The following is a 21,784-nucleotide window of genomic DNA, read 5'->3' as shown; positions in this document are numbered from 1 at the left end:
CGGGCTGCGCAGCGACGACCGTGGCCGAAAGCGGCGGAAATCCGCCAGACCCGAAGGGCATTCGGCGTTTTGATACGGATAGAGTCAGTCACCAAGCGGTATCCGGACGGCACGGTCGCGGTCGACCGGCTCTCGCTGGACATACCGGACCGCGCGATCACCGTCCTCGTCGGGCCCTCCGGCTGCGGCAAGACGACGACCCTGCGGATGATCAACCGGATGGTGGAGCCGACCGAGGGCAGCATCCTCCTCGACGGCACGGACATCCGGCAACAGCCGGTCAACACCCTGCGCCGCTCGATGGGTTACGTCATCCAGAACGCCGGACTCTTCCAGCACCGCACCATCCTCGACAACATCGCCACCGTGCCCCGGCTGCTCGGCTGGAGCAAGCAGAAGGCCCGCGCGCGAGCAGCCGAGCTGATGGAGCGGGTCGGGCTCGACGCCTCCCTCGCCAAGCGGTACCCGTACCAGCTCTCCGGCGGCCAGCAACAGCGCGTCGGCGTGGCCCGGGCGCTCGCCGCCGACCCGCCGGTGCTGCTGATGGACGAGCCGTTCTCCGCCGTCGACCCGGTGGTGCGCAAGGGGCTCCAGGACGAACTGCTGCGAATCCAGGACGAGTTGGGCAAGACCATCGTCTTCGTCACGCATGACATCGACGAGGCGATCAAGCTCGGCACGATGGTCGCCGTGCTGCGCACCGGCGGCCGGCTCGCCCAGTTCGCCCCGCCCGCCGAACTGCTCAGCGCGCCCGCCGACTCCTTCGTGGAGGACTTCCTCGGCGCCGACCGCGGCATCCGCCGGCTGTCCTTCTTCCCGTCCGCCGGTCTGGAGCTGCAGACCGCGCCGATGGTGGCCGTCGACGCCGACGCCGACGAGATCGCCTCCCGCGCCGGTGCCCCCTACCTCCTCGTCACCGACCCCGACGGCAGGCCGCTCGGCTGGAGCGAGCCGGACCGGCTCACCGCCGGGGCCGTCGTCCGGGACCAGCTCATCGATCACGGGCGGCCGTTCGTGCCCGGTACGGACTCGCTGCGCACCGCGCTCGACGGGGCGGTGCTCTCACCGACCGGCTGGGCCGTCGCGGTGGACGGCGGGGGACGCGCCGTCGGTGTCGTCTCCCAGCAGGTCATCGGCGAGGCCATCCGCGCCGCGCACGGCCGGGTCGCGGACCGCGCCGACGCCGGGCGTGACGGGTCCGCGGACGGCGCCGACCTCGAGGCCGCGCAGTGAACGGCTTCTTCGACCTTCCGAGCGACCTCCAGCACAGCTACCTCGGGCTCGTCGGCCTGCATGTGCGCGAGGGTCTGCTGCCGGTGCTGGCCGCGCTGCTCGTCGCGCTGCCCGTGGCCCAGCTCTGCGTCCGCTTCCGCTGGGTCTACCCGCCCGTCCTCGGCGTCACCACCGTGCTCTACTCCATCCCGTCGCTGGCGTTCTTCGTCGTGCTCATCGACTACTTCGGGCAGAGCGAGACCACGGTGATGATCCCGCTCGCGGTCTACAGCCTGGTGGTGCTGGTGCCGGGGATCGTGGACGGCGTCCGCTCGGTGCCGCAGGAGACCCTGGCCGCCGCGCAGGCCATGGGCTTCGGCGCCGTACGCCGCTATCTCCAGGTCCAGTTGCCCATCGCCGCGCCCGCGATCATCGCGGGTCTCAGGGTCGCGGTCGTCTCCAGCTTCTCCCTGGTCAGCGTCGGCATGCTCATCGGCAACCAGGGCGCGCTCGGCAACATGCTCAACGACGCCACCACCTACCACCGGCCCGCCCTGGCCGTGAACTCGGTCCTGACGACGGCGCTGCTGGGCATCCTCGCCGACGCCCTGCTGGTCCTCGTCCGCCGTCTCCTCACCCCCTGGATGCCGAGGAAGGGTGCCACCCGGTGAACGTCCTGAACTTCGCGCACGCCTTCTTCAGCGACAGCGCCCACTGGCACGGCTACGACGGCATCCCCACCCGGCTCGCCGAGCACGCCAAGTACTCCTTGGAAGCCCTGCTGTTGGCCGCCCTGATCGGACTGCCCGTCGGCCTGGTCACCGGCCACTACGGCCGAGGCGGCAACGCCCTCGCCCTGATCGCCACGGCCGGCCGGGCCCTGCCCAGCTTCGGTCTGCTGGTCCTGATGTTCATCTGGATCGGATTCGGTCTGCTGCCGGTGATGATCCCGCTCGTCGTGCTCGCCGTACCGCCCATCCTGGTCACCACCTACGAGGCGGTCCGCTCCGTCGACCCCTCGCCCGTGGACGCCGCCCGCGGCATGGGCATGCCCGAGGCCAGGGTGCTCTTCCAGGTCGAGCTGCCGGTCGCGCTCCCCCTCATCCTGAGCGGCCTGCGCACCGCGGCCATCCAGATCGTCTCCACGGCGACCATCGCCGCCTACGTCAGTCTCGGCGGACTCGGCCGCTACATCATCGACGGTCTCTACCAGAGGAACTACGAGAAGGTGGTCGGGGGCGCCACCCTGGTCGCCGGACTCGCCCTGGCCACCCTCGTGGTGTTCTGGGCGGCCTCCCGGCTCACGGTCTCACCGGGGGTACGGCGCAGCAGCTGACGCCCGCGGGCGGCCGTTCCGTGCCCACAGCGGCTGCCCTGGGCCCACACGTGACCGCAGATCGAGGCCAATCGGTGATCTGCCGCCCTTGACTGACCGAGAACCGGCTGGATTGGATCGGTGAGTGACTTCCATCAACCGCATCAGCAGGTCCATCCGGAGGAACCGAGGCGCGGCGGTGGTCGCCCTCGCGGCGGCGACGGCTCTGCTGGCGGGCTGTTCCTCCAAGGACTCCGGCGGCAACCCGCTGACGGACAGCAAGGCGAGCGGCGACACCGTGGTCGTCGGATCCAACAACTTCCCCGAGAGCACCCTGCTCGCCGACATCTACGGCGAGGCCCTCAAGGCCAAGGGAATCAAGGTCAGTTACAAGCCGAACATCGGCAGCCGCGAGACCACCTACGGGCTGATCAAGAACGGGTCCATCAAGCTGCTGCCGGAGTACAACGGCGCACTGCTGGCCTACCTCGACCCGAAGGCCAAGCCGACGACGGCCGAGGCCACCACGACGGCCATCGAGGCCAAGCTGGACTCCCAGCTGACCCTGCTCAAGCCGGCGGCGGCGCAGTCCAAGGACTCGGTGACGCTCAACGCGGCCACCGCGCAGAAGTACCACCTCACCGAGAAGTCGACCATAGCCGACCTGAAGGACGTCGCGAAGGACCTGGTCATCGGCGCCTCGCCGGAGTTCCAGACCCGGCAGCAGGGGCTGGTGGGCCTGAAGTCGGTCTACGGCCTGCAGTTCAAGTCGTTCAAGGCGCTCGACGCGGGCGGCGCGCTCACCCAGGCCGCGCTGCAGAAGAACGCCGTGCAGGCCGCGGACATCTTCACCACGGACCCGACCATCTCCAAGGAGAAGTTCGTCGTCCTGCAGGATCCGAAGAACCTCTTCGGCTTCGAGAACGTCCAGCCGCTCGTCCGCAAGGGCGCCCTGCCCCAGAAGGGCGCCGACGCACTCGACGCGGTCTCGGCCAAGCTCGACACCGCGACGCTGCTGGAGCTGGACACCCGGGTCCAGGTCCAGGGCAAGGACCCGCTGGACGTGGCCCAGGCCTGGCTGAAGTCCGCCGGCCTCGCCTGACGCCCGGCCCCCGACACGACCCTGCACCCGCGTCGGCGCGTGCAGGGTCGTGGGATTTCTTCAGGCACAGCGCGGTCGATGGAAGAAATCCGCATACGCGACGCTCCCGATGGAGCCCGTCCTCCTCGCTCTCCCATGCTGGCCCGGGGCCGGTCCCGGCCCCTCAGCGAGCGCGAGAGGAACAGCGGAACTCCCATGACCACAGCACACATGGCTGTCGCCACTCCCTGCCGCGGGCGGTGGGCGGGCCTGACCGCCCTGCTGCTCGGCGAGGCGATGAACCTGCTGGACGCGACCGTCGTACAGGTGGCCGCGCCCGCCGTCCACGCCGACCTGGGCGGACCGGTCTCCGACGTCCAGTGGTTCGGCGCCGCCTACACCCTGCCGTTCGCGGTACTGCTCCTCACCGGCGGGCGACTCGGGGACATCGCGGGCCGGCGCCGCATGTTCGTCCTCGGCGTCACGCTGTTCACGGCGGCGTCCGTGGCCTGCGCACTGGCGCCGTCGCCCGGGCTGCTCATCGCCTTCCGGGCCGTGCAGGGCGCCGCGGCGGCGCTGATCATTCCGCAGACCATCGGGCTGATCAAGGCGATGTTCTCGGGCGCGGAGACCGCGAAGGCGCTGGGCAGCATCGGACCGGTGATGGGCCTCGCCGCCGTCTGCGGACCCGTCGTCGGCGGAGTGCTGACCCACGCCGACCTGTTCGGGTCGTCCTGGCGGTCCGCGTTCCTGGTGAACGTGCCGGTGGCCGTGGCGGTGCTGGCCCTCGCCCGCAACCTGCCGGAGAACCGCGCCCCGCGCCGCCCCGCCCTCGACTGGCCCGGCACCGCACTGGCCGCCCTCGGCACCGCACTCCTGGTGTACCCGCTGATCGGCGGCAATCTTGGCCAACTGCACGCCAGCGACTGGCTGTTGCTCGGCACGGGACTGCTCGTGCTCACCGGCTTCGCCGAGCACCAGCGGCGCACCGCCCGCCCGCTGCTGGAGCCCAGCCTGTTCACCCACCGCGGCTTCCCGGCCGCTCTGGTCACCTCCACCGCCTTCTTCGCGGTGACCAACGGGCTGACCGTCGTGGTCGTCCTCCAGCTCCAACTCGACGCCGGAGCAGGCGTACTGGCGTCCGGACTGAGCCTGCTGCCGTGGTCCGCCGGTCTGGCCCTCGCCTCCTGGTGGGCGGGCTCCCGGCTGGTACGGCGGCACGGGCGGCGGGTCATGCCGTACGGGCTCGGGCTGTTGCTGGCCGGACTGCTCGCCGCCGTGGCCGCGTACCGCATGGCCACGCCGGGGCACTACCCGGGCGCGCTGCTGCCGGCCCTCGCCCTCGTCGGCCTCGGCGCCGGCCTGTTCACGCCCGCCTTCTTCACCCTCGCCCTGCACCCCCTGCGTCCGCAGGAGGTCGGTTCGGCCGCCGGACTGCTCAACGCGGTACAGCAGCTGGGGGCCACCCTGGGAGTGGCGCTCCTCGGCAGCACCTACCTCGCGGCCACGGGCCCGAGCGCACCCCAGGCCGCGTGCTGGGTGGGGGCGGGGCTGCTGGGGGTGGCCTGGGTGGCGAGCGGCAGGGTCGGAGAGGCGGAAGGAGCTGCCGCAACCCCCTAGGCCTGTATCGATATGCGGCTCCGCCGCGCGGGCGCGACCAGCCCCCACGTACCCCCAGTCGCGCATGGTCTCAACCCGTCCGACGCGTGGGCGCTGGGCGCCGCCCGGCCATCAGTACGGGACTCGCCGCCTTGAGAGTCCGCAGCACAGGACTCGTCTCCAGCGCGTCGATCTCCCGAAGCGCGCCGAGCCGTCCGGTGAGGTAGCGGTGCAGGTCGGCCGGGTCACGGCACAGCGCCTGGGCGACCAGGTTCGTACGGCCGGTGGTCGCGGCCACGAAGGCCAGCTCGTCATGGCCGGCCAGGGCGAGCGCGACCTGTTCCAGGTCCGCCGGCCGCACCGACAGCCACAGCAGCGCCCGGGTGCGGACGCCGAAGAGCCCGGCGTCCACCTCGACGTCGAAGAACAGGGCGCCCGACGCGCGCAGTTCGTGCAGCCGTCGGGCCACGGTCGTGGGCGACCAGCCGGTCACCCGGGCCAGCTCGCCCTGCCCGGCCCGCCCGTCCCGCTCCAGGGCGGCCAGCAACTCGGCGTCGTCCGGGCCCGGTTGCCGTACCTCCTCGGCGCTCTGCCAGTACGCCAGTGCTGCCTGCTGCTGCTCGTCGAGGGCCTGGGCGCTGCGCCGCCAGTTGGCGGGGCCGCCCAGGTAGGTGTGCAGCAGGCAGTGCGCGGAGACGGCCGTGATGCCGCCGGTGCGCGGGACGTCGTGCAGCAGCAGGGAGCCGGGGGAGGCGTCCTCGGCCGGGGCGTGGATCACCGCGGTGATCTCGGTGCCCCCCGAAGTCAGCTTCACCCAGGACGTGTCCGGCCGCCGTACCAGAGCCCCGGCGATGTCCTGGGCCGAGCGTGCCGTCGCCGTCAGCCGGACCAGCCACTGGGCGCGGCCCGCCCGGTCCGGGTCGGCGAGGCCCACCACGCGCAGCCCGGCCTCGTTGCGCAGCCGGCGGTAGCGGCGGGCCACGGTCTGTGCCGAGACGCCGAGCACCTCGGCGATCCTGCTGAACGGCGCCCGGCCGTCCAGGTGCAGGGCGTGGATGAGAGCACGGTCGAGGTCGTCGAGCATGCCCCCATCCTCGCGCGGCGCTCCGGGCTCAGAGGTCGAACTCGTGCGGCGGCAGGTCCAGGGTGTAGCACGCCTCGCGCACCACGGCCTGCTCCGTCTTGTCGAAGTCGCCGTCCGCGCCGCCGATCGTCGTGGGGCCGTCAGGCCGTCAGGCCCTCCGTGCCCTCGGCCCCCTCGGTCCGCGCACCCGCCGCCTTCTCCTGCTTCCGGCGCTTGCGGCGGCTGATGCGGGGTTCCTGGTCGGGGAGCCAGCCGAAGGCGAGGCAGCTGCCGGTCACGCCCAGCAGGAGGCCGATGAAGAAGCCGCCCAGGTTGGACGTGACCCAGGTGCCCAGCGAGAGCAGGACGCCGGTGATGGAGTAGAAGAGCCGCTGCGCCGGGTTGAAGAGGATCAGCAGGCCCAGCAGCGCCATCAGGGTCGGCAGCAGATAGCCTGCCGCCCCCTGCATGCCGATGTGCATCACGACCTTCAGTGAGGCCTTCTCGGTGAGCAGGATCTCCCCGCCGGCCAGGGCGAGCAGCAGCCCGCCCCAGAACGGCCGGCGGGCCCGCCACCCGCGGAAGGCGGCCCGCGCTCCCTCCCGTGGACGGTCGGACACCGCGATCAGCAACCCGAGCCGCTGAAGCGGAGCTTGAGTCCGGGAAGCTTGAACACACCGGCCGTGGTCGCGTAGTTGGTCTGCCGCAGGTTGGCGATGTGCACGGTGTCGGCCTGCTGGCTGAACACCCCGATCGGACCCTTCACGCCCGCCTTGGTCAGCGTGCTGGCGTCGTTGCCGATCTCGATGTTGTTGAACGCGGCGTTGCCGGACAGCTCCGTGGAGTCCGTGGTCAGATCGCTCGCCTGTACCTTGTCCGCGCCGACCCCCGCGGTGATCAGCAGGTTGGTGCCGCCGAGGTCGACGCTCTGGCACAGATGGTCGAGCGTGGCGTTCTTGATGGCGGAGGTCACCACGAGCTCCTGGCCCCCGGTGTCCCCGGCGTTCGGGCTGCCGTCCGCCATGGTGTCGAGGCCGCCGAACTGCTCGAAACCGGTTCCGTTCAGTTCGGTCGCGGTGACGGTGAACGGCATTCCGGAGATCGCGAACTGCACGCCCAGCGCCCCCTGGGCGGTGAGTACCGCGAGACCGGCGGCGAGGAGGGTGGCGGGCACCGCCATCACAGCGGCCCGGCGGGCCCGTACCCGGCCCCGTCTCTCTCCGCCGCCGGTGCCGGCCGCGTGTGCTTCGGAGGGGGAACCGTTTTCCGGATTCTCGGGCGTGTTGCCGACGGACGGGACGTCCGGGGACATGGCCATTGTCTGCTCCCATGGGCATGGATCGATGCGGTGCGGGGGTCAGCGGCGCGGTGTCCTGGCGCGGACGACGACTGTCGCGTACGCCTCCTCGCACCCCGGCGGAGCAAGGGCTTTCTCGTTACGCGGCAGTAGCCTGCGAGGAAGTTACCGCCGGTTACTTCGGGGGGTCAAGGCGGATGTGAAAAAAGCGTGCCGGATGTGCGCGAGCTGCGACCGTGGTTCACAACTGCCTTTGGTCTACTTGACGTTGACGGTTGATCAGGTCTACAACTTCCCCTGCTTTCACGGATCCGTGGCGCCGGATCCGCCGAGCGGCACCGGATGCGTTTCCCGGCCTCTCACGCCGACCGCTCACCCCTGCCGACAGAAACCGTTCACATCAGTGCGGCCCCGCATGGCCACTTCCCTCCTGGCCGTGCCCGGCCGCCCCCCTGCCGGCCCGGCCGAAGGCCTTCCCCCGGGCCTTCGGCCGGTGTCCGGACCGCCGCCGTCGCCGGACCGTCGCGTACGGAGAAGGCGCACGGTCCTGCGTCGGCGGCACGCACACATCGCCGCGCCACGCCGATACGGCATCACTCGCCGCTCAGGCGCTCTCCACCCCCAACTGCCCCCGCCAACTGCCACCCGTACCGACTGCCACCCCCCGCCCACCTCATCCGGACCCCACCCAGGAAAGAGGAACCCGCATGCGTACGCGATCCCTTCTCGCCCTCGCCGGCACCGCAACCGCCCTCGCGGTCGCCGCCCCCGCCTCCGCCGACGGCGGCGCCGTCCTCACCACCGGCAGCGCGGGCGGCACCGCCGTCGCGACCGGCGACACCCTCACCGCGCCGCTGGCCGCCGGCACCTCCGCCACGCTCTACTCCAGCGCGACCGGCACCAGCGGCGTCACCTGCACGAACTCGCAGTTCACCGCCACGGTCACCGGCAACCCGACCGCCCCCGGCACGGCCACCGAGTCCGTCACCGGGCACACCTTCGACCCCAGCTCCTGCACCAGCAACGTCATCGGCGTCCTCGGGGTCAGCAGTATCACCGTCGACAACCTGCCCTACGCGGCGACGATCGCCTCCGACGGCACCCTCACCGTCCTCCCGGCCAGCGGCTCCACCATCCAGACCACGGTCAAGCTGCGTACCCTGCTGGGCTCCATCACCTGCGTCTACCAGGCGGCCGCCCTGACCGGGAAGGCCGACAACACCGACAACAGCATCAGCTTCAGCAACCAGCAGTTCACCAAGACCTCCGGTTCGTCGCTGTGCTTCTCCAGCGGCTACTTCACCGCCAAGTACGCGCCCGTGACGGACGGGGGCACCCCGGTCTACGTCAACTGAGCGGCCTTCCTCCGAGCAGGGACGCAGAGGTCAGCGTCGTCGTAGCCGCACTGCGAGGGCGGCGCCCCCGGTGAGCACCAGCACCGCGGCGGCGCCGCCCGCCAGCACGGGCGCCGAGGGCCCCGTCCCCCCGGCGGCCCGAGCGCCCGCGGCGGGAGCCGGGGCCGCCGTCGTCATCTGCGCGGCCTTCGCCGCCCCTGCGCCCGATCCTGCCCCCGCCCCCTTCCCGTTCTTCTCGCCCTTCTCCGGAAAGACCACGTCGGAACACGAGTAGTAGGTGTCCGGCGTGCTGCTGTTCTGCCAGACGGTGTAGAGAATCTGACGCCCCGTCCGGTCCCGCGGAAGTGTCGCGGCGATGTGGTACGCCCCGTCGCGCAGCGGTGGATCGGTGACCTGTGCGAAGGGCCGCTCCGGCAGATCGGACCAGCTGAGCGGTTTCGCCGGGTCGTAGCCGGGCTTGGTCAGATACAGCCGGAACGTGCCCGTGTGCGCGATCGTCGAGGCGTACGTCATCGTCAGTCCGGCCCCCGGCCTGAGCCGGGTCGCCGGCCAGTCCCGCCGCGCCAGGTCCAGGCCCCGGTACGCCGGAAGGTTCCCGCTGCACAGTCTGCCGTCCGGAATCACCTGCCGGTCACGGCCGTTCACCCCTGCCACGCGCAGGTTGTCCCACGCGGTGAAGGGAGCGCCGTTCGCCGTGACCGCCGCCCGGCAGGCCGCCGAGCGGGCGGCGTCGCCGCCCTCGGGGGAGCAGGCGTAGACCCGGCTGACCGGATCCGTGGGGGCCCCGTGCGCCTGGGCGGACCCCGCCGCCCACGACAGGAGCAGGAGCGGGGCCGCGGTGGCGGCCGCCGTGACGCTCAGGCGGGCGGTCATCCGGGTCATCCGGGATGTCTCCTCGGCGGGCGCGGGAACGGGGTCTGCGCGGTCCAGTACGGCGGAGTCGTTCCGCGTGTTCAGCCGGATCGGCGTATCGATGGTCCGGGGGGCGTGAAAGCACCGACCGGTTCGGCTGTTTCGCGCCTGACTCAAGACCCCGTTGAGGAGCCGACGGTCGCCCTCGTATCGTGGCGATCATGGTTCCGGCACCCGCCGCCCCGCGGCTGCCGAGCGAAGCCCGGCAAGGAAGGGGGGAACCGTCCTGGTCTCGTTGTTCATGGACCGCCCGGATCCCGTCCGACGCCGGAGCCGGCGGTGCCACCTGTCAGGAAACCGACTGCGCACCCCCGGACTCCCGTTGCCATTCGGTGAGTTATCGTATGCAGGGGGTTAAGAACAAACCGCATGTCCCGTTCGTACGACTCGCGAGGAGGGGTCCCAGGATGGCGAGGCAGTTACGCGCCGAACAGACCCGGGCAACGATCATCACGGCCGCAGCCGATCTGTTCGACCGGCAAGGCTACGAGTCCACGAGCCTGAGTGACATCGTCGCGCACGCAAAGGTCACCAAGGGTGCGCTGTACTTTCACTTCGCCGCCAAGGAGGACCTCGCCCACGCCATCCTCGAACTCAACGCAGGCGCCGCGAAATCGATCGTCACCGACGTCGAGAGCCGCGGCTGCTCCTCGCTGGAGGCCCTGATGCGCACCACGTTCGGGATCGCCAGACTCTCCGTGGAGGACCCGGTGCCGCGTGCCGCGCTACGTCTCGCCACCGCCGACGTCACCCTACGGCCGCCCCTCAGGCATCCGTTCACCGAGTGGCTGGAGTTCGCCAACCGGAAGTTCACGGGGGCTGTCAGGGAGTCCGATGTGCACGGCGATCTCGACGTCGGCATGGTCGCGCACTCCCTGGTCTCCTTCTTCGTCGGCACCCGGGTCGCCGGCCGCTCGCTCGAGCCGGCCGGTCGGCTTCCGCGCAGGGTCGCCGAGATGTGGCACCTCCTGATCCGGGGCCTGGTCCCGGTGCACCGCCGCCCCCGCTACGTCACACTCGCCACGCAGCTGGAGCGGGAGACCAGATCCGTCTGAGGCGCGCGGTACGGTGACGGACATGCCCCCCACCCCGTTCGCACCCGTGATCCTCGGCAACGAACCAGGCTCGTTCCCGCACAGCGTGCTGGCCGAGCGGCACCCCGCGATCATCGGCCGGGTACGGGACGCCCTCCCGTACGGCCCCGCGCAGCACCGGGCGCTGGACGAGCTGCTCAGGAGCTGCACCGAGGGGACGGTGGAACCGCTGCCCGCCGATGCCCCGGACCGGGACCGGTGGCAGGAGTGGGGCCTGCCCGGCTGTGCCGGGCGCTCCTGGTACGACGTGCCGTGGCTGTGGTCCGAGAGCTACTTCTACCGCCGGCTGCTGGACGCCGTCGGCTGGTTCGGACCCGGCACCTGGCAGGGCATCGACCCCTTCCGCCCGTTCAAGCGCGCCGAACTCGACGCGCCGGAGACGGACGACGAACTGACCGCGCTGGACGTCCTGCCCGGCCTGCCGGAGGAGGAGCGGGCGCGTGCCCTGCTGCACGGCTCGCTGTGGGGCAACCGCGCCGACCTCGGCTTCCGGCTCTCCGCCGAGGACGCCGAGGACCGGGAACCGGCCCCCGCGCTGGTCGCCGACGACAGTGCGGCCCTGTGGTCGCAGCTGCCGCCCGGCAAGGCGGCCACCCTCGTCCTGGTCGCGGACAACGCCGGCCGCGAACTCGTCCCGGACCTGCTGCTGACCGCCCATCTCCTCGCCGAGGGCCGGGCCGCGCGGGTGGTGCTGCACGTCAAGCCGTACCCGTACTACGTCTCCGACGCCACCACCGCCGACGTCGTCGACGCGCTGCACCGGCTGCGCCCCGCGTCCGGCGCGGCCACCGAGTACGCGCGCGTGCTCTGGTCGGCCCTGGCCGACGGCCGCCTCACGGTGCGGGCCCATCCCTTCTCCTGCGCCCCGCTGCCGTACGCGGAGATGCCGGACGACCTGCGCGCCGAGTTCGCCGCGGCCACGCTGACCGTCTTCAAGGGCGACCTCAACTACCGGCGCCTGGTGGGCGACCGGCTCTGGCCGCCCACCACGCCGTTCCAGGAGACGACTGCCTATTTCCCCGGCCCGGTCGCCGCGCTGCGCACCCTGAAGTCCGACGTGATCACCGGACTGTCCGCGGAGACCGAGGCCGCGCTGGTGGCGGCCGAGGGCGGGCGCTGGCGCACCAGCGGCACGCACGCGCTGATCCAGGTCTCGGGCGCCGACCTCAAGTGAGCCGCAGGAGCAGCGACTTGATGCCGTTGATGAAGTTCGACACCAGACGCCCGGCCGGTGCGGCGAGCCGCAGTCCGGGGAGCACCCGCAGCACCTCTTCATGCAGCAGCCGTAGTTGCAGCCGCGCGAAGTGGGCACCGAGGCACACGTGCGGGCCGTCGCCGAAGGACACGTGCGGGTTGGGGGAGCGGCCGAGGTCGAGGCGGCCCGGTTCGGCGAAGACCCGCTCGTCCCGGTTGGCCGAGGCATGGAAGACCACGACCTTGTCACCGGCCCTGATCCGCCGCCCCGCCAGCTCGGTGTCCCGCGCGGCGGTCCTCCGGAAGGTCAGCACGGGCGGGTGCCACCGCAGCAACTCTTCGACAGCGCTGGCCAGTTCCGCCTTGCCTTGGCGCAACGACGCGTATGCCTCGGGGTGTTCCGCCAGTGCCAGCAGCCCACCGGAGGCCGCGCTGCGCACGGTGTCGTTGCCCGCGACGGTCAGCAGGAAGAAGAACATCTCCAGCTCGGCGCCGACGAGTTCGCCGTCATGGGCGAGGGCCGTCATGATGTCGTCGGCGGGACACCGTCGTTTGTGTACGGCCAACTGTCGGGCGTACGCGAACATGTCCCCCAGCATCGCCGGGGAACGCGGATTGACCGGCTTGCCCGTGGCGTCCAGCACCGGGGGACCGGCCTCGTCCGGGTCCTGGTAGCCGATGACCCGCTGCGTCCAGTGCAGCAGCAGCCGCCGGTCGCTCTCCGGCACGCCCAGCAGGTCCGCCAGGTTCAGCAGGGCGTACTCGTCGGTGACGACGGCCACCAGGTCGGCCGTGCCGTCCCCGTCCCGCGCCTGCCGCAGCGCCCCGGCGAGCAGGGAGCGCGCCCGCGCCCGCGCGACGGCCGCGAACCGGTCGATCCGGCCCGGTGTGAACGCCCTGCTCACCAGGCGCCGCAACCGCCCGTGCCACGGCGGGTCCTGATTGAGCATCATGCGGCGGATGAAGGGCAGATCCTCCGGATCGGGGTCGCGGATCTGGGTCGCGCCGAGGTGGGAGGAGTACGTCGTGGCGTCCTTCAGCACCCGGACGACGTCCGCGTGCCGGGTCACCGCCCAGAATCCCGGCCCGGCCGGCCAGCCCAGCACCTCCGGCTCCTCCTGCCAGGCGACCGGGTGGTGGTCGCGCAGCAACCGGTAGTCGTCGTACGGCACACCGACGGCGTACCGGCGCGGGTCGAACACGTCGGGCACCGGCCGGGCCTCACGCACGCTCACGCCGGCCCGCTCTCGCCGGCGGCGGCGGTGTTCTCGGCAGCCTTGGTGCTCTCGGCGTCCGCAGGGTTCTCCGTGCCCGCAGGGTCTTCGGTGTCCGCGGGGTCCGCTCGCAGGAAGTCCTCGACCGCGCGGATCAGGTCCAGCGGGGACTCGTCCATGGCGTAGTGGCCGGCGAACGGCAGCTCCACGAGCTGGGCGCGCGGATACCAGCGCATCCAGGTCTGCCGCATGACCTCGGGCGACAGGGCCGGGTCCAGCTCCCCGGCCACGGCCAGCGCGGGCACCTCGCTCCCCTCGACGTCGGCGTGGAAGTCCTCGCCCGCCCACGAGTCCAGCCAGGCCCGGAACGCCTTCGCGTCGCTGCGGTCCAGCGAACGGGCGACCATCCGGTCCAGCCAGGCGGCGGGACGCCGGCCCCCGGTGGTGAAGTCGGTGATCGCGCGCCGGTTCTCCGGCTTGTGCGCGGCGTCCGTGAACAACGCGGCCTGCTCGCCGGCCAGCGGCACCCCCGAGGCCGGCACCGGGGAGACCCCGACCATCCGGCGCAGCCGGTCCGGTACGGCGGCCGCCAACCGCTGGGCCACCGCGCCGCCCATCGAGTGCCCGATCACCGAGAACCGCTCCCAGCCCAGCCGGTCGGCCAGCTCCACCAGGTCCCCGGCCGCCTCGGCCGTCGTGTACGCGCCCGCCGCGTCCCGGGCCTCGCCGTAGCCGCGCAGGTCGACGAGCGCGTAGCCGAAGGAGGTGCGGTCGAGGTCCGGCAGGACGGCGGCGTAGGCGGACCGGTCGGCGAACCAGCCGTGCACGGCGAACACCTTGTGGGCGCCGTCGCCGTGCACCTCATGGGGCAACACGAAGGAGGTCATGCGCCTACCGTGGCCCGCCCGCGGGGGCACGGCAAGGGCGCGACGGGGCATACCGGCGGGACGCGCGAAGTCGCCCCGGGCAGGCCCCGGCATCCGTAACGACGACGAGCGACGTCATGCGCATCGGAGTGGCACCGCGCCGGCTCCGGCCCCGGTCGCCGGTGAACCGCCGGCGCGGAGGCCGGGTGTCCTGCCGGGCGTCGGACGCCATGGCCCGGGCCGCGGCGGAACTCCCGGCCCACCGGGCCTGATCGCCCACGGCGTCGGCGGAGGTTCCCCGGTGCGGGGGCGGTTCACGCGATGGTGTGATCATGTCCCCTGCGGCGGATGGCTGTTGTGGGCCGCGGGTAGGGCCCCGGCCATGACGCAGCCGTTCGAACTCCCGCACTTCTACATGCCGTACCCCGCGCGGCTCAACCCGCACCTCGACGAGGCGCGTGCCCACTCGACCGAGTGGGCACGCGAGATGGGCATGCTGGAGGGCTCCGGGATCTGGGCGCAGGCCGACCTGGAGGCGCACGACTACGGGCTCCTGTGCTCCTACACCCACCCCGACTGCGACGGCTCCGCTCTCTCGTTGATCACCGACTGGTACGTGTGGGTGTTCTTCTTCGACGACCACTTCCTCGACATGTACAAGCGCACCCAGGACCGCGCCGCCGGAAAGGCCCACCTGGACCGCCTGCCCCTGTTCATGCCGCTCGACCCGGCAACCCCCGTGCCGGAGCCGGAGAATCCCGTCGAGGCGGGCTTGAAGGACCTGTGGGCGCGCACGGTGCCGTCGATGTCCGTGGACTGGCGCCGGCGCTTCTCCGTGGCCACCGAGCACCTGCTCAACGAGTCGATGTGGGAGCTGTCGAACATCAACGAGGGCCGGATCGCCAACCCGGTCGAGTACATCGAGATGCGCCGCAAGGTGGGCGGCGCCCCCTGGTCGGCCGGGCTCGTGGAGTACGCGACCGCCGAGGTGCCCGCCGCCGTCGCCGGCACCCGGCCGCTGCGGGTCCTCATGGAGACGTTCTCCGACGCCGTCCACCTGCGCAACGACCTGTTCTCCTACCAGCGCGAGGTCGAGGACGAGGGCGAGAACAGCAACGGCGTGCTCGTGCTGGAGACCTTCTTCGGCTGTACGACCCAGGAGGCCGCCGAGACCGTCAACGACATCCTCACCTCGCGGCTGCACCAGTTCGAACACACCGCGCTCACCGAAGTCCCCGCCGTGGCCCTGGAGAAGGGCCTCACCCCGGACCAGGTCGCCGCGGTCGCCGCCTACACCGGGGGACTGCAGGACTGGCAGTCCGGCGGCCACGAATGGCACATGCGCTCCAGCCGCTACATGAACAAGGGAGCGCGGCCCGGCTCGCCCTGGCAGCTCCTCACCGGCCCCGGCATCTCCGCCGCCGACGTCGGCGCGCTCCTCGCCTCGGCCGCGCAGGAACGCCTGCGCGCCTACACCCACGTGCCGTACCAGAAGGTCGGCCCGCCCGTCCTGCCCGAGTTCCACATGCCGTACCGGCTCGAAGTGAGCCCCCACCTCGACGACGCGCGCCTGGGCCTCGTCGGCTGGTCGCACCGCATGGGCATCCTGGAGGAGGGCGTCTGGGACGAGGACAGGCTCGCCGCCGCCGACCTCGCGCTGTGCTCCGCGGGCCTGGACCCCGACGCCACCCCCGAGGCCCTCGACCTCAGCGCCCAGTGGCTCGCCTGGGGGACGTACGGCGACGACTACTACCCGCTGATGTACGGCCGCCGTCGTGACCTCGCCGCCGCCCGCCTGACCACGGCCCGCCTGTCGCAGTGCATGCCCGTCGAGGGCGAGCCGGCCCTCGTCCCCGCCAACGCGCTGGAGCGGGGGCTCGTCGACCTCTGGGCGCGGACGACGGCCGGCATGACCGCCGACCAGCGGCGCACCCTGAAGGCCGCCGTGGACTCGATGACCGAGAGCTGGGTGTGGGAGCTGTCCAACCAGCTGCAGAACCGCATCCCCGACCCGGTCGACTACCTGGAGATGCGGCGCGCCACCTTCGGCTCCGACCTCACCCTGAGCCTGTACCGGATGGGCCACGGCCCCGCCGTCCCACCGGAGGTGTACCGCAGCGGCCCGGTGCGCTCGCTGGAGAACGCCGCCATCGACTACGCCTGTCTGCTCAACGACATCTTCTCCTACCAGAAGGAGATCGAGTACGAGGGCGAGATCCACAACGCCGTCCTCGTCGTACAGAACTTCTTCGGCGTGGACCAGCCGGCCGCCCTCGGTGTCGTCCACGACCTGACGACCCAGCGCATGCAGCAGTTCGAGCACGTCATCGAGAACGAACTTCCCTTGCTGTACGACGACTTCGCGCTCTCGGAGGCGGGGCGGGCCGCCCTGGACGGCTATGTCCTCGACCTGCAGAACTGGCTCGCCGGAATCCTGAACTGGCACCGGAACGTGGACCGCTACAAGGCCGAGTGGCTGGACCGCCGCACACACGGCTTCCTGCCCGGCAGGGCCCCCGCACCACCCGTCCAGCTCGTCGGCTGACCCCACCGAGCCGCGCCGCCACCTGCGTGGCAGCCGCCGGCCGTCCATTGGCAACAGCGTCTGGATCGTGGAGAGCGAGGAGACCGGGGTGAGCGGCCTGCCCCGCTTCCTCGCCGCCGCCAACCGCGTCTTCGTCCTCAACCACACGACACTGCTGGCGCTGCCGGTGTACTGGTTCTTCTGATGAGTCAGGGGTTCATGTCGTGACCACGGTCTGCGGCGCTCCCATGAACCCGTCGGTACGAGAGCCCGCGCGGGCCGGGTGGGTGGGTTCGGGTGCCGCGTGCGCGACCGCGGCTCGTGCCAGCGCGCGGACCATGGGGTGCGGGCGCGAGCCGTCGCCGGAGAGTTCCGGCTGGAAGAGGGACGCCAGGAAGAAGGGGTGGCCGGGCAGTTCGGCGACCCGCACCTGACCGTCCTCGTCGTGCCCGGAGAACCGCAGTCCGTGGGCGCGGAGCGTGTCGAGGTGGCGGGACGGCCCGTAGGCACAGAAGTACCGCTCCACCGTGCGCCGAGAGCCGATCACGGACTCCGCCAGCGAGCCCGGCTCGATGCTCACCGCCGCCTCATGCCCCACCAGCGAGCAGGCCAGCGGCTCGATGAGCGGGTCGGCGGCGTCCGGGTCGTTCTCCGCGTGCGCCACCCCGGCCAGACCGCACACGTTGCGGGCGAACTCCAGCAGCGCGTGCTGGAAGCCGCCGCACGTGCCCAGGAACGGAATGCCCTCCTCGCGCGCCGTGCGCACGGCCGCGAGGACGCCCGCCTCGCTGCGGTACGGGCTGCCCGGCAGCACCCACACGGCGTCGAACCCCCGCACCGCGCCCTCGGCCCCGGCGTCCTCGGAGGGGATCCAGTACGCGTCCAGGACCAGCCGGTCGCGTTCGGCCAGGGCCTCCAGCAGAAGCGGCACGCGCGCGTGCGAAACGACATGGGGCGAGCGGTCGCCGATGAGGGCGACGGTGGCGGTGTTCGTCGTGTGCCCCATCCTCCGGGCCCCCGTCAGTTCACGTCCAACGATGATTCCTGCACTGTCGATAAGCAGAGCTGATGGTGATGGGATCCTGGGCCCCATGGACCCGCATCTGCTGCGCACGTACGTCACCGTGGCCCGCCTCGCCTCCTTCTCGGAGGCCGCGCGCGAGCTGGGCTACACCCAGTCCGCGGTCTCCCAGCACATCGCGGCGCTCGAACAGGACCTGGGCGCACCCCTGCTGAGCCGGCGGCCCGTCGCGCCCACCGCGGCGGGTGAACGGCTGCTGGAGCACGCGGGCCCGCTGCTGCTGCGGCTGGACGCGGCCCGCGCCGACATGCTGCGCATGGCCGCCGTACCCCAGCGGGGTCTGACCCTCGCCACCACCCCGACCGCGCTCGGCGCCGGCGTCCTCGCCGCGCTCCCGCCGGCCGGTGTCACCCTGCGCGTCCTCGCCCGCGAGGAAGTCCCGGCCGCCGTCGCCACCGGCACCGCCGACCTCGGCCTCGTCGACGGGCTCGCCGCACCCAGCGATCCGCTGCGTCTGCCGGACGTGGCGCCGCTGACCACGCACGGCCTCACCGAGGAACCCGTGAGCGTCCTGCTGCCCGACGGGCACCCGCTCGCCACCCGGACCGGCCTGCGCCTGGCCGACCTCGCCGACGCCCGCTGGATCGACGCGCCCGACGCCGCCCTCCCGCTCGACCAGCTGCGCGCCGCGACCGGCGGCGGCGCGTTCCGCCCGGCCCTGCGCTACGAGGGCACCGACCTGCGCACCCTCACCGCCCTCACGGCCACGGGACACGGCCTCGCCCTGCTGCCCCGCTCCGCCGCCGACGCCGTACCCGGCACGGTCGCCGTCCCGCTCACCGCGCCCCGGGTCGTGCACCGCACGGAACTCGTCCACGGCGGGACTCCCGGGGGTGCGGCACAGGAGGTGGTGCGCAGGCTGACGGGAGCGGTCTGATCACCCACCGCGCCGGGGCCCCCGGGGGGCCGGGCGTGCCCCGAAGCCCGCCCCTGGAGGTCATGACTACCCTCCGCCACGCTCCGGCCAGTCTCACCCGTTCGTGTCTCGTGGCGGCCCGGCGCCCCGGGTAGAGCACCAGCCGGAGGCGAGCGAACCATGGAACAGACTGCGTTGCGTCCCAAGCCGATGCCCGGTCAGGACCCGCGGGAGGGCGGCACCCCGGACCCGCCGCGCCGCCCGCACGCCGCGCCCCGGCGCGGACGGCGGCTGCGGACCCTGCTGTCGGTCCTGTGCGCCGGCACCGTGCTGGTGCTGTCCGGCGTCGGCATCGGCACGGTCGGCGCCGCGGTGATCGGCATGAGCAGGCTCGCCGAGCTGCAACGCCAGGCCCCGCCGGCCACACCCCCGGCCAGGCCCACGTCCACCGCCCCCGCCGCCACCCCGAGCCCCGCTCCGGCCGCCGCGACCGGGGCGACCCTGGGTATCGAGGCCGTCGACGCCGACAAGGCGGGCGCGCTGGTCGTGGGCGTGCACGTGCCCGGACCCGGCTATGCGGCCGGTCTGGTCCGCGGGGACGTGCTGCTGCAGTTCGGCTCGGCGCGCGTCGACACCGCGGCCGACCTGGTCCGGGCCGTCGCCCGGGCCCGCTCCGGGCAGCAGGTGCTCCTCACCGTACGTCACCGCGGCGGGGGCTACCAGCAGTTGACGGTCGTGCCGGGCGTGGTGATCTGAGCGGGCCGGCGCGGGCCCCGGCCTCGGCAACTCACGGTCACCCCAGGAATCCCGCTGGTCACTGTGCGCCCCGCGCGCCATGATGGCCCCATGCCGAGTCCCTTCCGAGCCGACCGCGCCCTGCGGGGAACACCGGCGATCGGCTCGCGTGACCCTGTCCGGCCGTGCAGGATGCTGCCCGAGACGCCGTCGCCCGTTTCCCGACCCGCGCCCGGAGGCCCGGATGACCGGTAGTACGCCCGCGCTCTTCACGGCCGCCGACTACAGGGCCCGCATGGAGCGTGCCGCGCGCTCCGCGGCCGACGCCGGCCTCGCGGGGCTGCTCGTGGCGCCGGGACCGGACATGGTCTGGCTCACCGGCTACACGCCCACCGCCGTCACCGAGCGGCTCACCGTGCTGGTCCTCACCCCGGGCCAGGATCCCGTGCTCGTCGTGCCGACCCTGGAGGCCCCCGACGCCGAGCACGCGGCCGGCGCCTCCGGGCTCACCCTGCGCGACTGGACCGACGGCAAGGACCCCTACGCCGTCACCGCCGCCCTCCTCGACGGCCGCGGCCGGTTCGGCATCAGCGACAACACCTGGGCCATGCACCTGCTGGGCCTCCAGCGGGCCCTGCCGGACACCTCCTACGCCTCCCTCACCGACGCCCTCCCCATGCTGCGCGCCGTCAAGGACGCCGCGGAACTGGAACTCCTCGCGGCCGCCGCAGCCGCCGCCGACGCAACGTTCGAGGAGATCCGCAAAGTTCCCTTCGCCGGCCGCCGCGAGTCCGACGTCGGCCACGACCTCGCCGGCCTGCTGCGCCGCTTCGGCCACGCCCAGGTCGACTTCACCATCGTCGGCTCCGGCCCCAACGGCGCCAACCCCCACCACGAGGTCGGCGACCGTGTCATCCGGCGCGGCGACATGGTCGTCCTGGACTTCGGCGGCCTGAAGGACGGCTACGGCTCCGACACCACCCGTACGGTCCACGTCGGCGAGCCCACCGAGGAGGAGCGCCGGGTGCACGACATCGTGCGCGAGGCCCAGGAGGCGGGCTGCCAGGCCGTGCGGCCCGGCGTGGCCTGCCAGGAGGTCGACCGCGCCGCCCGCGCGGTGATCACCGGGGCCGGGTACGGCGCGTACTTCATCCACCGCACCGGGCACGGCATCGGCGTCACCACCCACGAGCCGCCGTACATGATCGAGGGCGAGGATCAGCCCCTCGTACCCGGCATGTGCTTCTCCGTCGAGCCCGGCATCTACCTGCCCGGCCGTTTCGGGGTGCGCATCGAGGACATCGTCACGGTGACCGAGGACGGCGGCCGCCGTCTCAACAACACCACGCGTGACATGGTCATAGTGGACTGAGAGCCCCCACCCGGACCCAGGAGACACATTTCCGACGACATCCCGGAACGGCGACGCGCGATCCATGACCCAGGCACCGACACCCACCGCGGACACCGTCCGCCGACTGGTCCGTTCGCTGCTCAAGGAGGGCGGCGACGGCACCGCGGGCCCCGACGTGCGGCCCGTGACGGAGGGCCGTGAGTACACCTGGTGGGTCGGGGCCCGCCATGTGCTGCGCCTCGCCCCCGACCGCGAGGCCTCGGTACTGCGCCGCCGGGAGCTGCGCCTGCGCGACCTGGTCCGGCCGCACCTGCCCGTGACCGTCCCCGCCAGCGTCGCGCACGGCGACTGGGCGCCCGGCCTCGCCTACACGCTGGACATGAAGATGCCCGGCGGCACGGCCGACGAGCACGACGTCTCCGCCGTCGGCGAGGCCGACCTCGCCGGGCTGCTCACCGGTCTGCGCGCGGTGCCCGCACGGCAGGCGGAGTCGCTCGGCGTGCCGCGCACCGCCCCGCGCTCCCTGGAGGCGCTGCGCCGCATGGCCGTGCACGCGGCCGAACGGCTCGCCGCCGCCGACGAGTTCGACGCCGCCCGGCTGCACCAGCTGACCCCGCCCGGCGCGGCCCAGCTCGCCGCGCAGCCCGGCACCTCCGTCCTCACCCACCACGGCCTGACCGGCGAGCACGTGGTGGTCAGCGCCGACGGCCGGGTGCGCGGCATCCTGGAGTGGACCCGGGCGGCCCTGGGCGACCCCGCCGAGGACATCGCCGGCCTGGCCCTCGCCGTCGGCTCACCGGCGGCCGTCCGCGCCGCCACCCTCGCCGGCTACGGCGTCCGCCCCTGCCTGCGCGGCCTGTGGCTCGCCCGCTGCGACGCCGTCATCCACCTCGCCGACCACCTCGAAGGCCGCGCCCCCGCTTCCCTCCCCCTGCTGCGCACCCAGCTGCGCCGCGCCTGGGAGCCGATCCTGCTGGAACGGCTGTCGGACTTCAAGGAGGACGAGGCGGAGCCGTAGGAGACCGGCCCGGG

General features: G+C 72.6%; 20 protein-coding genes and 1 pseudogene. 13 read left to right on the top strand and 8 right to left on the bottom strand.

Annotated elements, in window-relative coordinates; genetic code table 11:
- Window positions 1-69: 69 nt before the first annotated feature.
- The 5 genes from ACFYZB_RS22535 to ACFYZB_RS22515 all read left to right on the top strand — a co-directional run bounded on the left by ACFYZB_RS22535 (window position 70) and on the right by ACFYZB_RS22515 (window position 5,228).
- On the top strand, window positions 70-1,233 hold the full coding sequence (locus ACFYZB_RS22535) for an ABC transporter ATP-binding protein (protein ID WP_351211183.1): 1,164 nt from the start codon (window positions 70-72) through the stop codon (window positions 1,231-1,233).
- Window positions 1,230-1,883 (top strand): ABC transporter permease, encoded by a 654-nt coding sequence (locus ACFYZB_RS22530; RefSeq protein ID WP_388761348.1) that lies wholly within the window; start codon window positions 1,230-1,232, stop codon window positions 1,881-1,883. Before ACFYZB_RS22535 ends, ACFYZB_RS22530 begins: the two co-directional genes overlap by 4 nt.
- Complete coding sequence (locus ACFYZB_RS22525) at window positions 1,880-2,548, top strand: ABC transporter permease (protein WP_388761345.1); 669 nt, start codon at window positions 1,880-1,882, stop codon at window positions 2,546-2,548. The genes ACFYZB_RS22530 and ACFYZB_RS22525 overlap by 4 nt, the downstream gene beginning before the upstream one ends.
- Before the next feature lie 124 nt (window positions 2,549-2,672).
- Window positions 2,673-3,629 (top strand): ABC transporter substrate-binding protein, encoded by a 957-nt coding sequence (locus ACFYZB_RS22520; protein ID WP_388761343.1) that lies wholly within the window; start codon window positions 2,673-2,675, stop codon window positions 3,627-3,629.
- Window positions 3,630-3,824: 195 nt separating this feature from the next.
- Window positions 3,825-5,228 carry an MFS transporter gene (locus ACFYZB_RS22515; protein ID WP_388761340.1) on the top strand — a complete coding sequence of 468 codons (1,404 nt, stop codon included), beginning with the start codon at window positions 3,825-3,827 and terminating at the stop codon, window positions 5,226-5,228.
- 70 nt (window positions 5,229-5,298) lie between these two features.
- Here ACFYZB_RS22515 and ACFYZB_RS22510 read toward each other — a convergent pair whose 3' ends face one another.
- The 4 genes and pseudogenes from ACFYZB_RS22510 to ACFYZB_RS22495 form a co-directional block, all read right to left on the bottom strand.
- Window positions 5,299-6,291: an Lrp/AsnC family transcriptional regulator gene (locus ACFYZB_RS22510; protein WP_388761338.1), complete on the bottom strand. Its 993-nt coding sequence runs from the start codon at window positions 6,289-6,291 to the stop codon at window positions 5,299-5,301.
- Between the two features lie 28 nt (window positions 6,292-6,319).
- Window positions 6,320-6,418: pseudogene (locus ACFYZB_RS22505) on the bottom strand (TerB family tellurite resistance protein); the annotation flags it as partial.
- A gap of 13 nt (window positions 6,419-6,431) precedes the next feature.
- Window positions 6,432-6,890, bottom strand: coding sequence for a DUF6114 domain-containing protein (locus tag ACFYZB_RS22500; protein ID WP_388761335.1), 459 nt, complete (start codon window positions 6,888-6,890; stop codon window positions 6,432-6,434).
- Between the two features lie 5 nt (window positions 6,891-6,895).
- Window positions 6,896-7,588 carry a DUF6230 family protein gene (locus ACFYZB_RS22495; protein WP_388761332.1) on the bottom strand — a complete coding sequence of 231 codons (693 nt, stop codon included), beginning with the start codon at window positions 7,586-7,588 and terminating at the stop codon, window positions 6,896-6,898.
- Window positions 7,589-8,274: 686 nt separating this feature from the next.
- Here ACFYZB_RS22495 and ACFYZB_RS22490 point away from each other — a divergent pair.
- Window positions 8,275-8,922 carry a Tat pathway signal sequence domain protein gene (locus ACFYZB_RS22490; protein ID WP_388761329.1) on the top strand — a complete coding sequence of 216 codons (648 nt, stop codon included), beginning with the start codon at window positions 8,275-8,277 and terminating at the stop codon, window positions 8,920-8,922.
- A gap of 30 nt (window positions 8,923-8,952) precedes the next feature.
- Here ACFYZB_RS22490 and ACFYZB_RS22485 read toward each other — a convergent pair whose 3' ends face one another.
- On the bottom strand, window positions 8,953-9,804 hold the full coding sequence (locus tag ACFYZB_RS22485) for a lytic polysaccharide monooxygenase (RefSeq protein ID WP_388761327.1): 852 nt from the start codon (window positions 9,802-9,804) through the stop codon (window positions 8,953-8,955).
- A gap of 437 nt (window positions 9,805-10,241) precedes the next feature.
- Here ACFYZB_RS22485 and ACFYZB_RS22480 point away from each other — a divergent pair, with 437 nt between their 5' ends.
- Both ACFYZB_RS22480 and ACFYZB_RS22475 read left to right on the top strand, forming a co-directional pair.
- Window positions 10,242-10,889 (top strand): ScbR family autoregulator-binding transcription factor, encoded by a 648-nt coding sequence (locus ACFYZB_RS22480; RefSeq protein WP_388761324.1) that lies wholly within the window; start codon window positions 10,242-10,244, stop codon window positions 10,887-10,889.
- A gap of 22 nt (window positions 10,890-10,911) precedes the next feature.
- Window positions 10,912-12,102, top strand: a complete 1,191-nt coding sequence (locus ACFYZB_RS22475; RefSeq protein ID WP_388761321.1) for a damage-control phosphatase ARMT1 family protein — start codon at window positions 10,912-10,914, stop codon at window positions 12,100-12,102.
- Here ACFYZB_RS22475 and ACFYZB_RS22470 read toward each other — a convergent pair.
- Complete coding sequence (locus ACFYZB_RS22470; protein ID WP_388761318.1) at window positions 12,095-13,357, bottom strand: cytochrome P450; 1,263 nt, start codon at window positions 13,355-13,357, stop codon at window positions 12,095-12,097. The genes ACFYZB_RS22475 and ACFYZB_RS22470 overlap by 8 nt on opposite strands.
- The gene (locus ACFYZB_RS22465; protein WP_388761315.1) at window positions 13,354-14,223 is read right to left on the bottom strand and encodes an alpha/beta fold hydrolase; all 870 of its coding nucleotides are present in this window, start codon (window positions 14,221-14,223) and stop codon (window positions 13,354-13,356) included. Before ACFYZB_RS22465 ends, ACFYZB_RS22470 begins: the two co-directional genes overlap by 4 nt.
- A 361-nt stretch (window positions 14,224-14,584) precedes the next feature.
- Here ACFYZB_RS22465 and cyc2 point away from each other — a divergent pair, with 361 nt between their 5' ends.
- Window positions 14,585-16,747 carry a germacradienol/geosmin synthase Cyc2 gene (cyc2, locus tag ACFYZB_RS22460; protein WP_388761312.1) on the top strand — a complete coding sequence of 721 codons (2,163 nt, stop codon included), beginning with the start codon at window positions 14,585-14,587 and terminating at the stop codon, window positions 16,745-16,747.
- A 196-nt stretch (window positions 16,748-16,943) separates the two neighbouring features.
- Here cyc2 and ACFYZB_RS22455 read toward each other — a convergent pair whose 3' ends face one another.
- Window positions 16,944-17,732, bottom strand: coding sequence for a hypothetical protein (locus ACFYZB_RS22455; RefSeq protein ID WP_388761310.1), 789 nt, complete (start codon window positions 17,730-17,732; stop codon window positions 16,944-16,946).
- An 85-nt stretch (window positions 17,733-17,817) separates the two neighbouring features.
- On the opposite strand from ACFYZB_RS22455, the gene ACFYZB_RS22450 reads away from it, so the two are divergent.
- The 4 genes from ACFYZB_RS22450 to ACFYZB_RS22435 all read left to right on the top strand — a co-directional run bounded on the left by ACFYZB_RS22450 (window position 17,818) and on the right by ACFYZB_RS22435 (window position 21,770).
- The gene (locus ACFYZB_RS22450; protein WP_388761307.1) at window positions 17,818-18,684 is read left to right on the top strand and encodes a LysR family transcriptional regulator; all 867 of its coding nucleotides are present in this window, start codon (window positions 17,818-17,820) and stop codon (window positions 18,682-18,684) included.
- A 159-nt stretch (window positions 18,685-18,843) separates the two neighbouring features.
- Window positions 18,844-19,419 (top strand): PDZ domain-containing protein, encoded by a 576-nt coding sequence (locus ACFYZB_RS22445; RefSeq protein WP_388761304.1) that lies wholly within the window; start codon window positions 18,844-18,846, stop codon window positions 19,417-19,419.
- 223 nt (window positions 19,420-19,642) lie between these two features.
- Window positions 19,643-20,770 (top strand): aminopeptidase P family protein, encoded by a 1,128-nt coding sequence (locus ACFYZB_RS22440; protein WP_388761301.1) that lies wholly within the window; start codon window positions 19,643-19,645, stop codon window positions 20,768-20,770.
- Between the two features lie 64 nt (window positions 20,771-20,834).
- Window positions 20,835-21,770, top strand: coding sequence for an aminoglycoside phosphotransferase family protein (locus tag ACFYZB_RS22435; RefSeq protein ID WP_388761298.1), 936 nt, complete (start codon window positions 20,835-20,837; stop codon window positions 21,768-21,770).
- Window positions 21,771-21,784 lie beyond the last annotated feature (14 nt).

The organism is Streptomyces sp. NPDC001852 (genome assembly GCF_042891825.1).
Lineage (GTDB): Bacteria > Actinomycetota > Actinomycetes > Streptomycetales > Streptomycetaceae > Streptomyces.
Note: the sequence above shows the minus strand (reverse complement) of the source record. Positions and strands in the feature narration are given on the sequence as shown.

Excerpts from the sequence above, each read along its gene's own strand:
- ACFYZB_RS22485 (WP_388761327.1), bottom strand. The coding sequence starts at position 9,804 with ATGACCCGGATGACCGCCCGCCTGAGCGTCACGGCGGCCGCCACCGCG.
- ACFYZB_RS22475 (WP_388761321.1), top strand. The coding sequence starts at position 10,912 with ATGCCCCCCACCCCGTTCGCACCCGTGATCCTCGGCAACGAACCAGGC.
- ACFYZB_RS22450 (WP_388761307.1), top strand. The coding sequence starts at position 17,818 with ATGGACCCGCATCTGCTGCGCACGTACGTCACCGTGGCCCGCCTCGCC.
- ACFYZB_RS22490 (WP_388761329.1), top strand. The coding sequence starts at position 8,275 with ATGCGTACGCGATCCCTTCTCGCCCTCGCCGGCACCGCAACCGCCCTC.
- ACFYZB_RS22495 (WP_388761332.1), bottom strand. The coding sequence starts at position 7,588 with ATGGCCATGTCCCCGGACGTCCCGTCCGTCGGCAACACGCCCGAGAAT.
- ACFYZB_RS22435 (WP_388761298.1), top strand. The coding sequence starts at position 20,835 with ATGACCCAGGCACCGACACCCACCGCGGACACCGTCCGCCGACTGGTC.
- ACFYZB_RS22480 (WP_388761324.1), top strand. The coding sequence starts at position 10,242 with ATGGCGAGGCAGTTACGCGCCGAACAGACCCGGGCAACGATCATCACG.
- ACFYZB_RS22465 (WP_388761315.1), bottom strand. The coding sequence starts at position 14,223 with ATGACCTCCTTCGTGTTGCCCCATGAGGTGCACGGCGACGGCGCCCAC.
- ACFYZB_RS22445 (WP_388761304.1), top strand. The coding sequence starts at position 18,844 with ATGGAACAGACTGCGTTGCGTCCCAAGCCGATGCCCGGTCAGGACCCG.
- ACFYZB_RS22440 (WP_388761301.1), top strand. The coding sequence starts at position 19,643 with ATGACCGGTAGTACGCCCGCGCTCTTCACGGCCGCCGACTACAGGGCC.
- cyc2 (WP_388761312.1), top strand. The coding sequence starts at position 14,585 with ATGACGCAGCCGTTCGAACTCCCGCACTTCTACATGCCGTACCCCGCG.
- ACFYZB_RS22515 (WP_388761340.1), top strand. The coding sequence starts at position 3,825 with ATGACCACAGCACACATGGCTGTCGCCACTCCCTGCCGCGGGCGGTGG.
- ACFYZB_RS22510 (WP_388761338.1), bottom strand. The coding sequence starts at position 6,291 with ATGCTCGACGACCTCGACCGTGCTCTCATCCACGCCCTGCACCTGGAC.
- ACFYZB_RS22455 (WP_388761310.1), bottom strand. The coding sequence starts at position 17,732 with ATGGGGCACACGACGAACACCGCCACCGTCGCCCTCATCGGCGACCGC.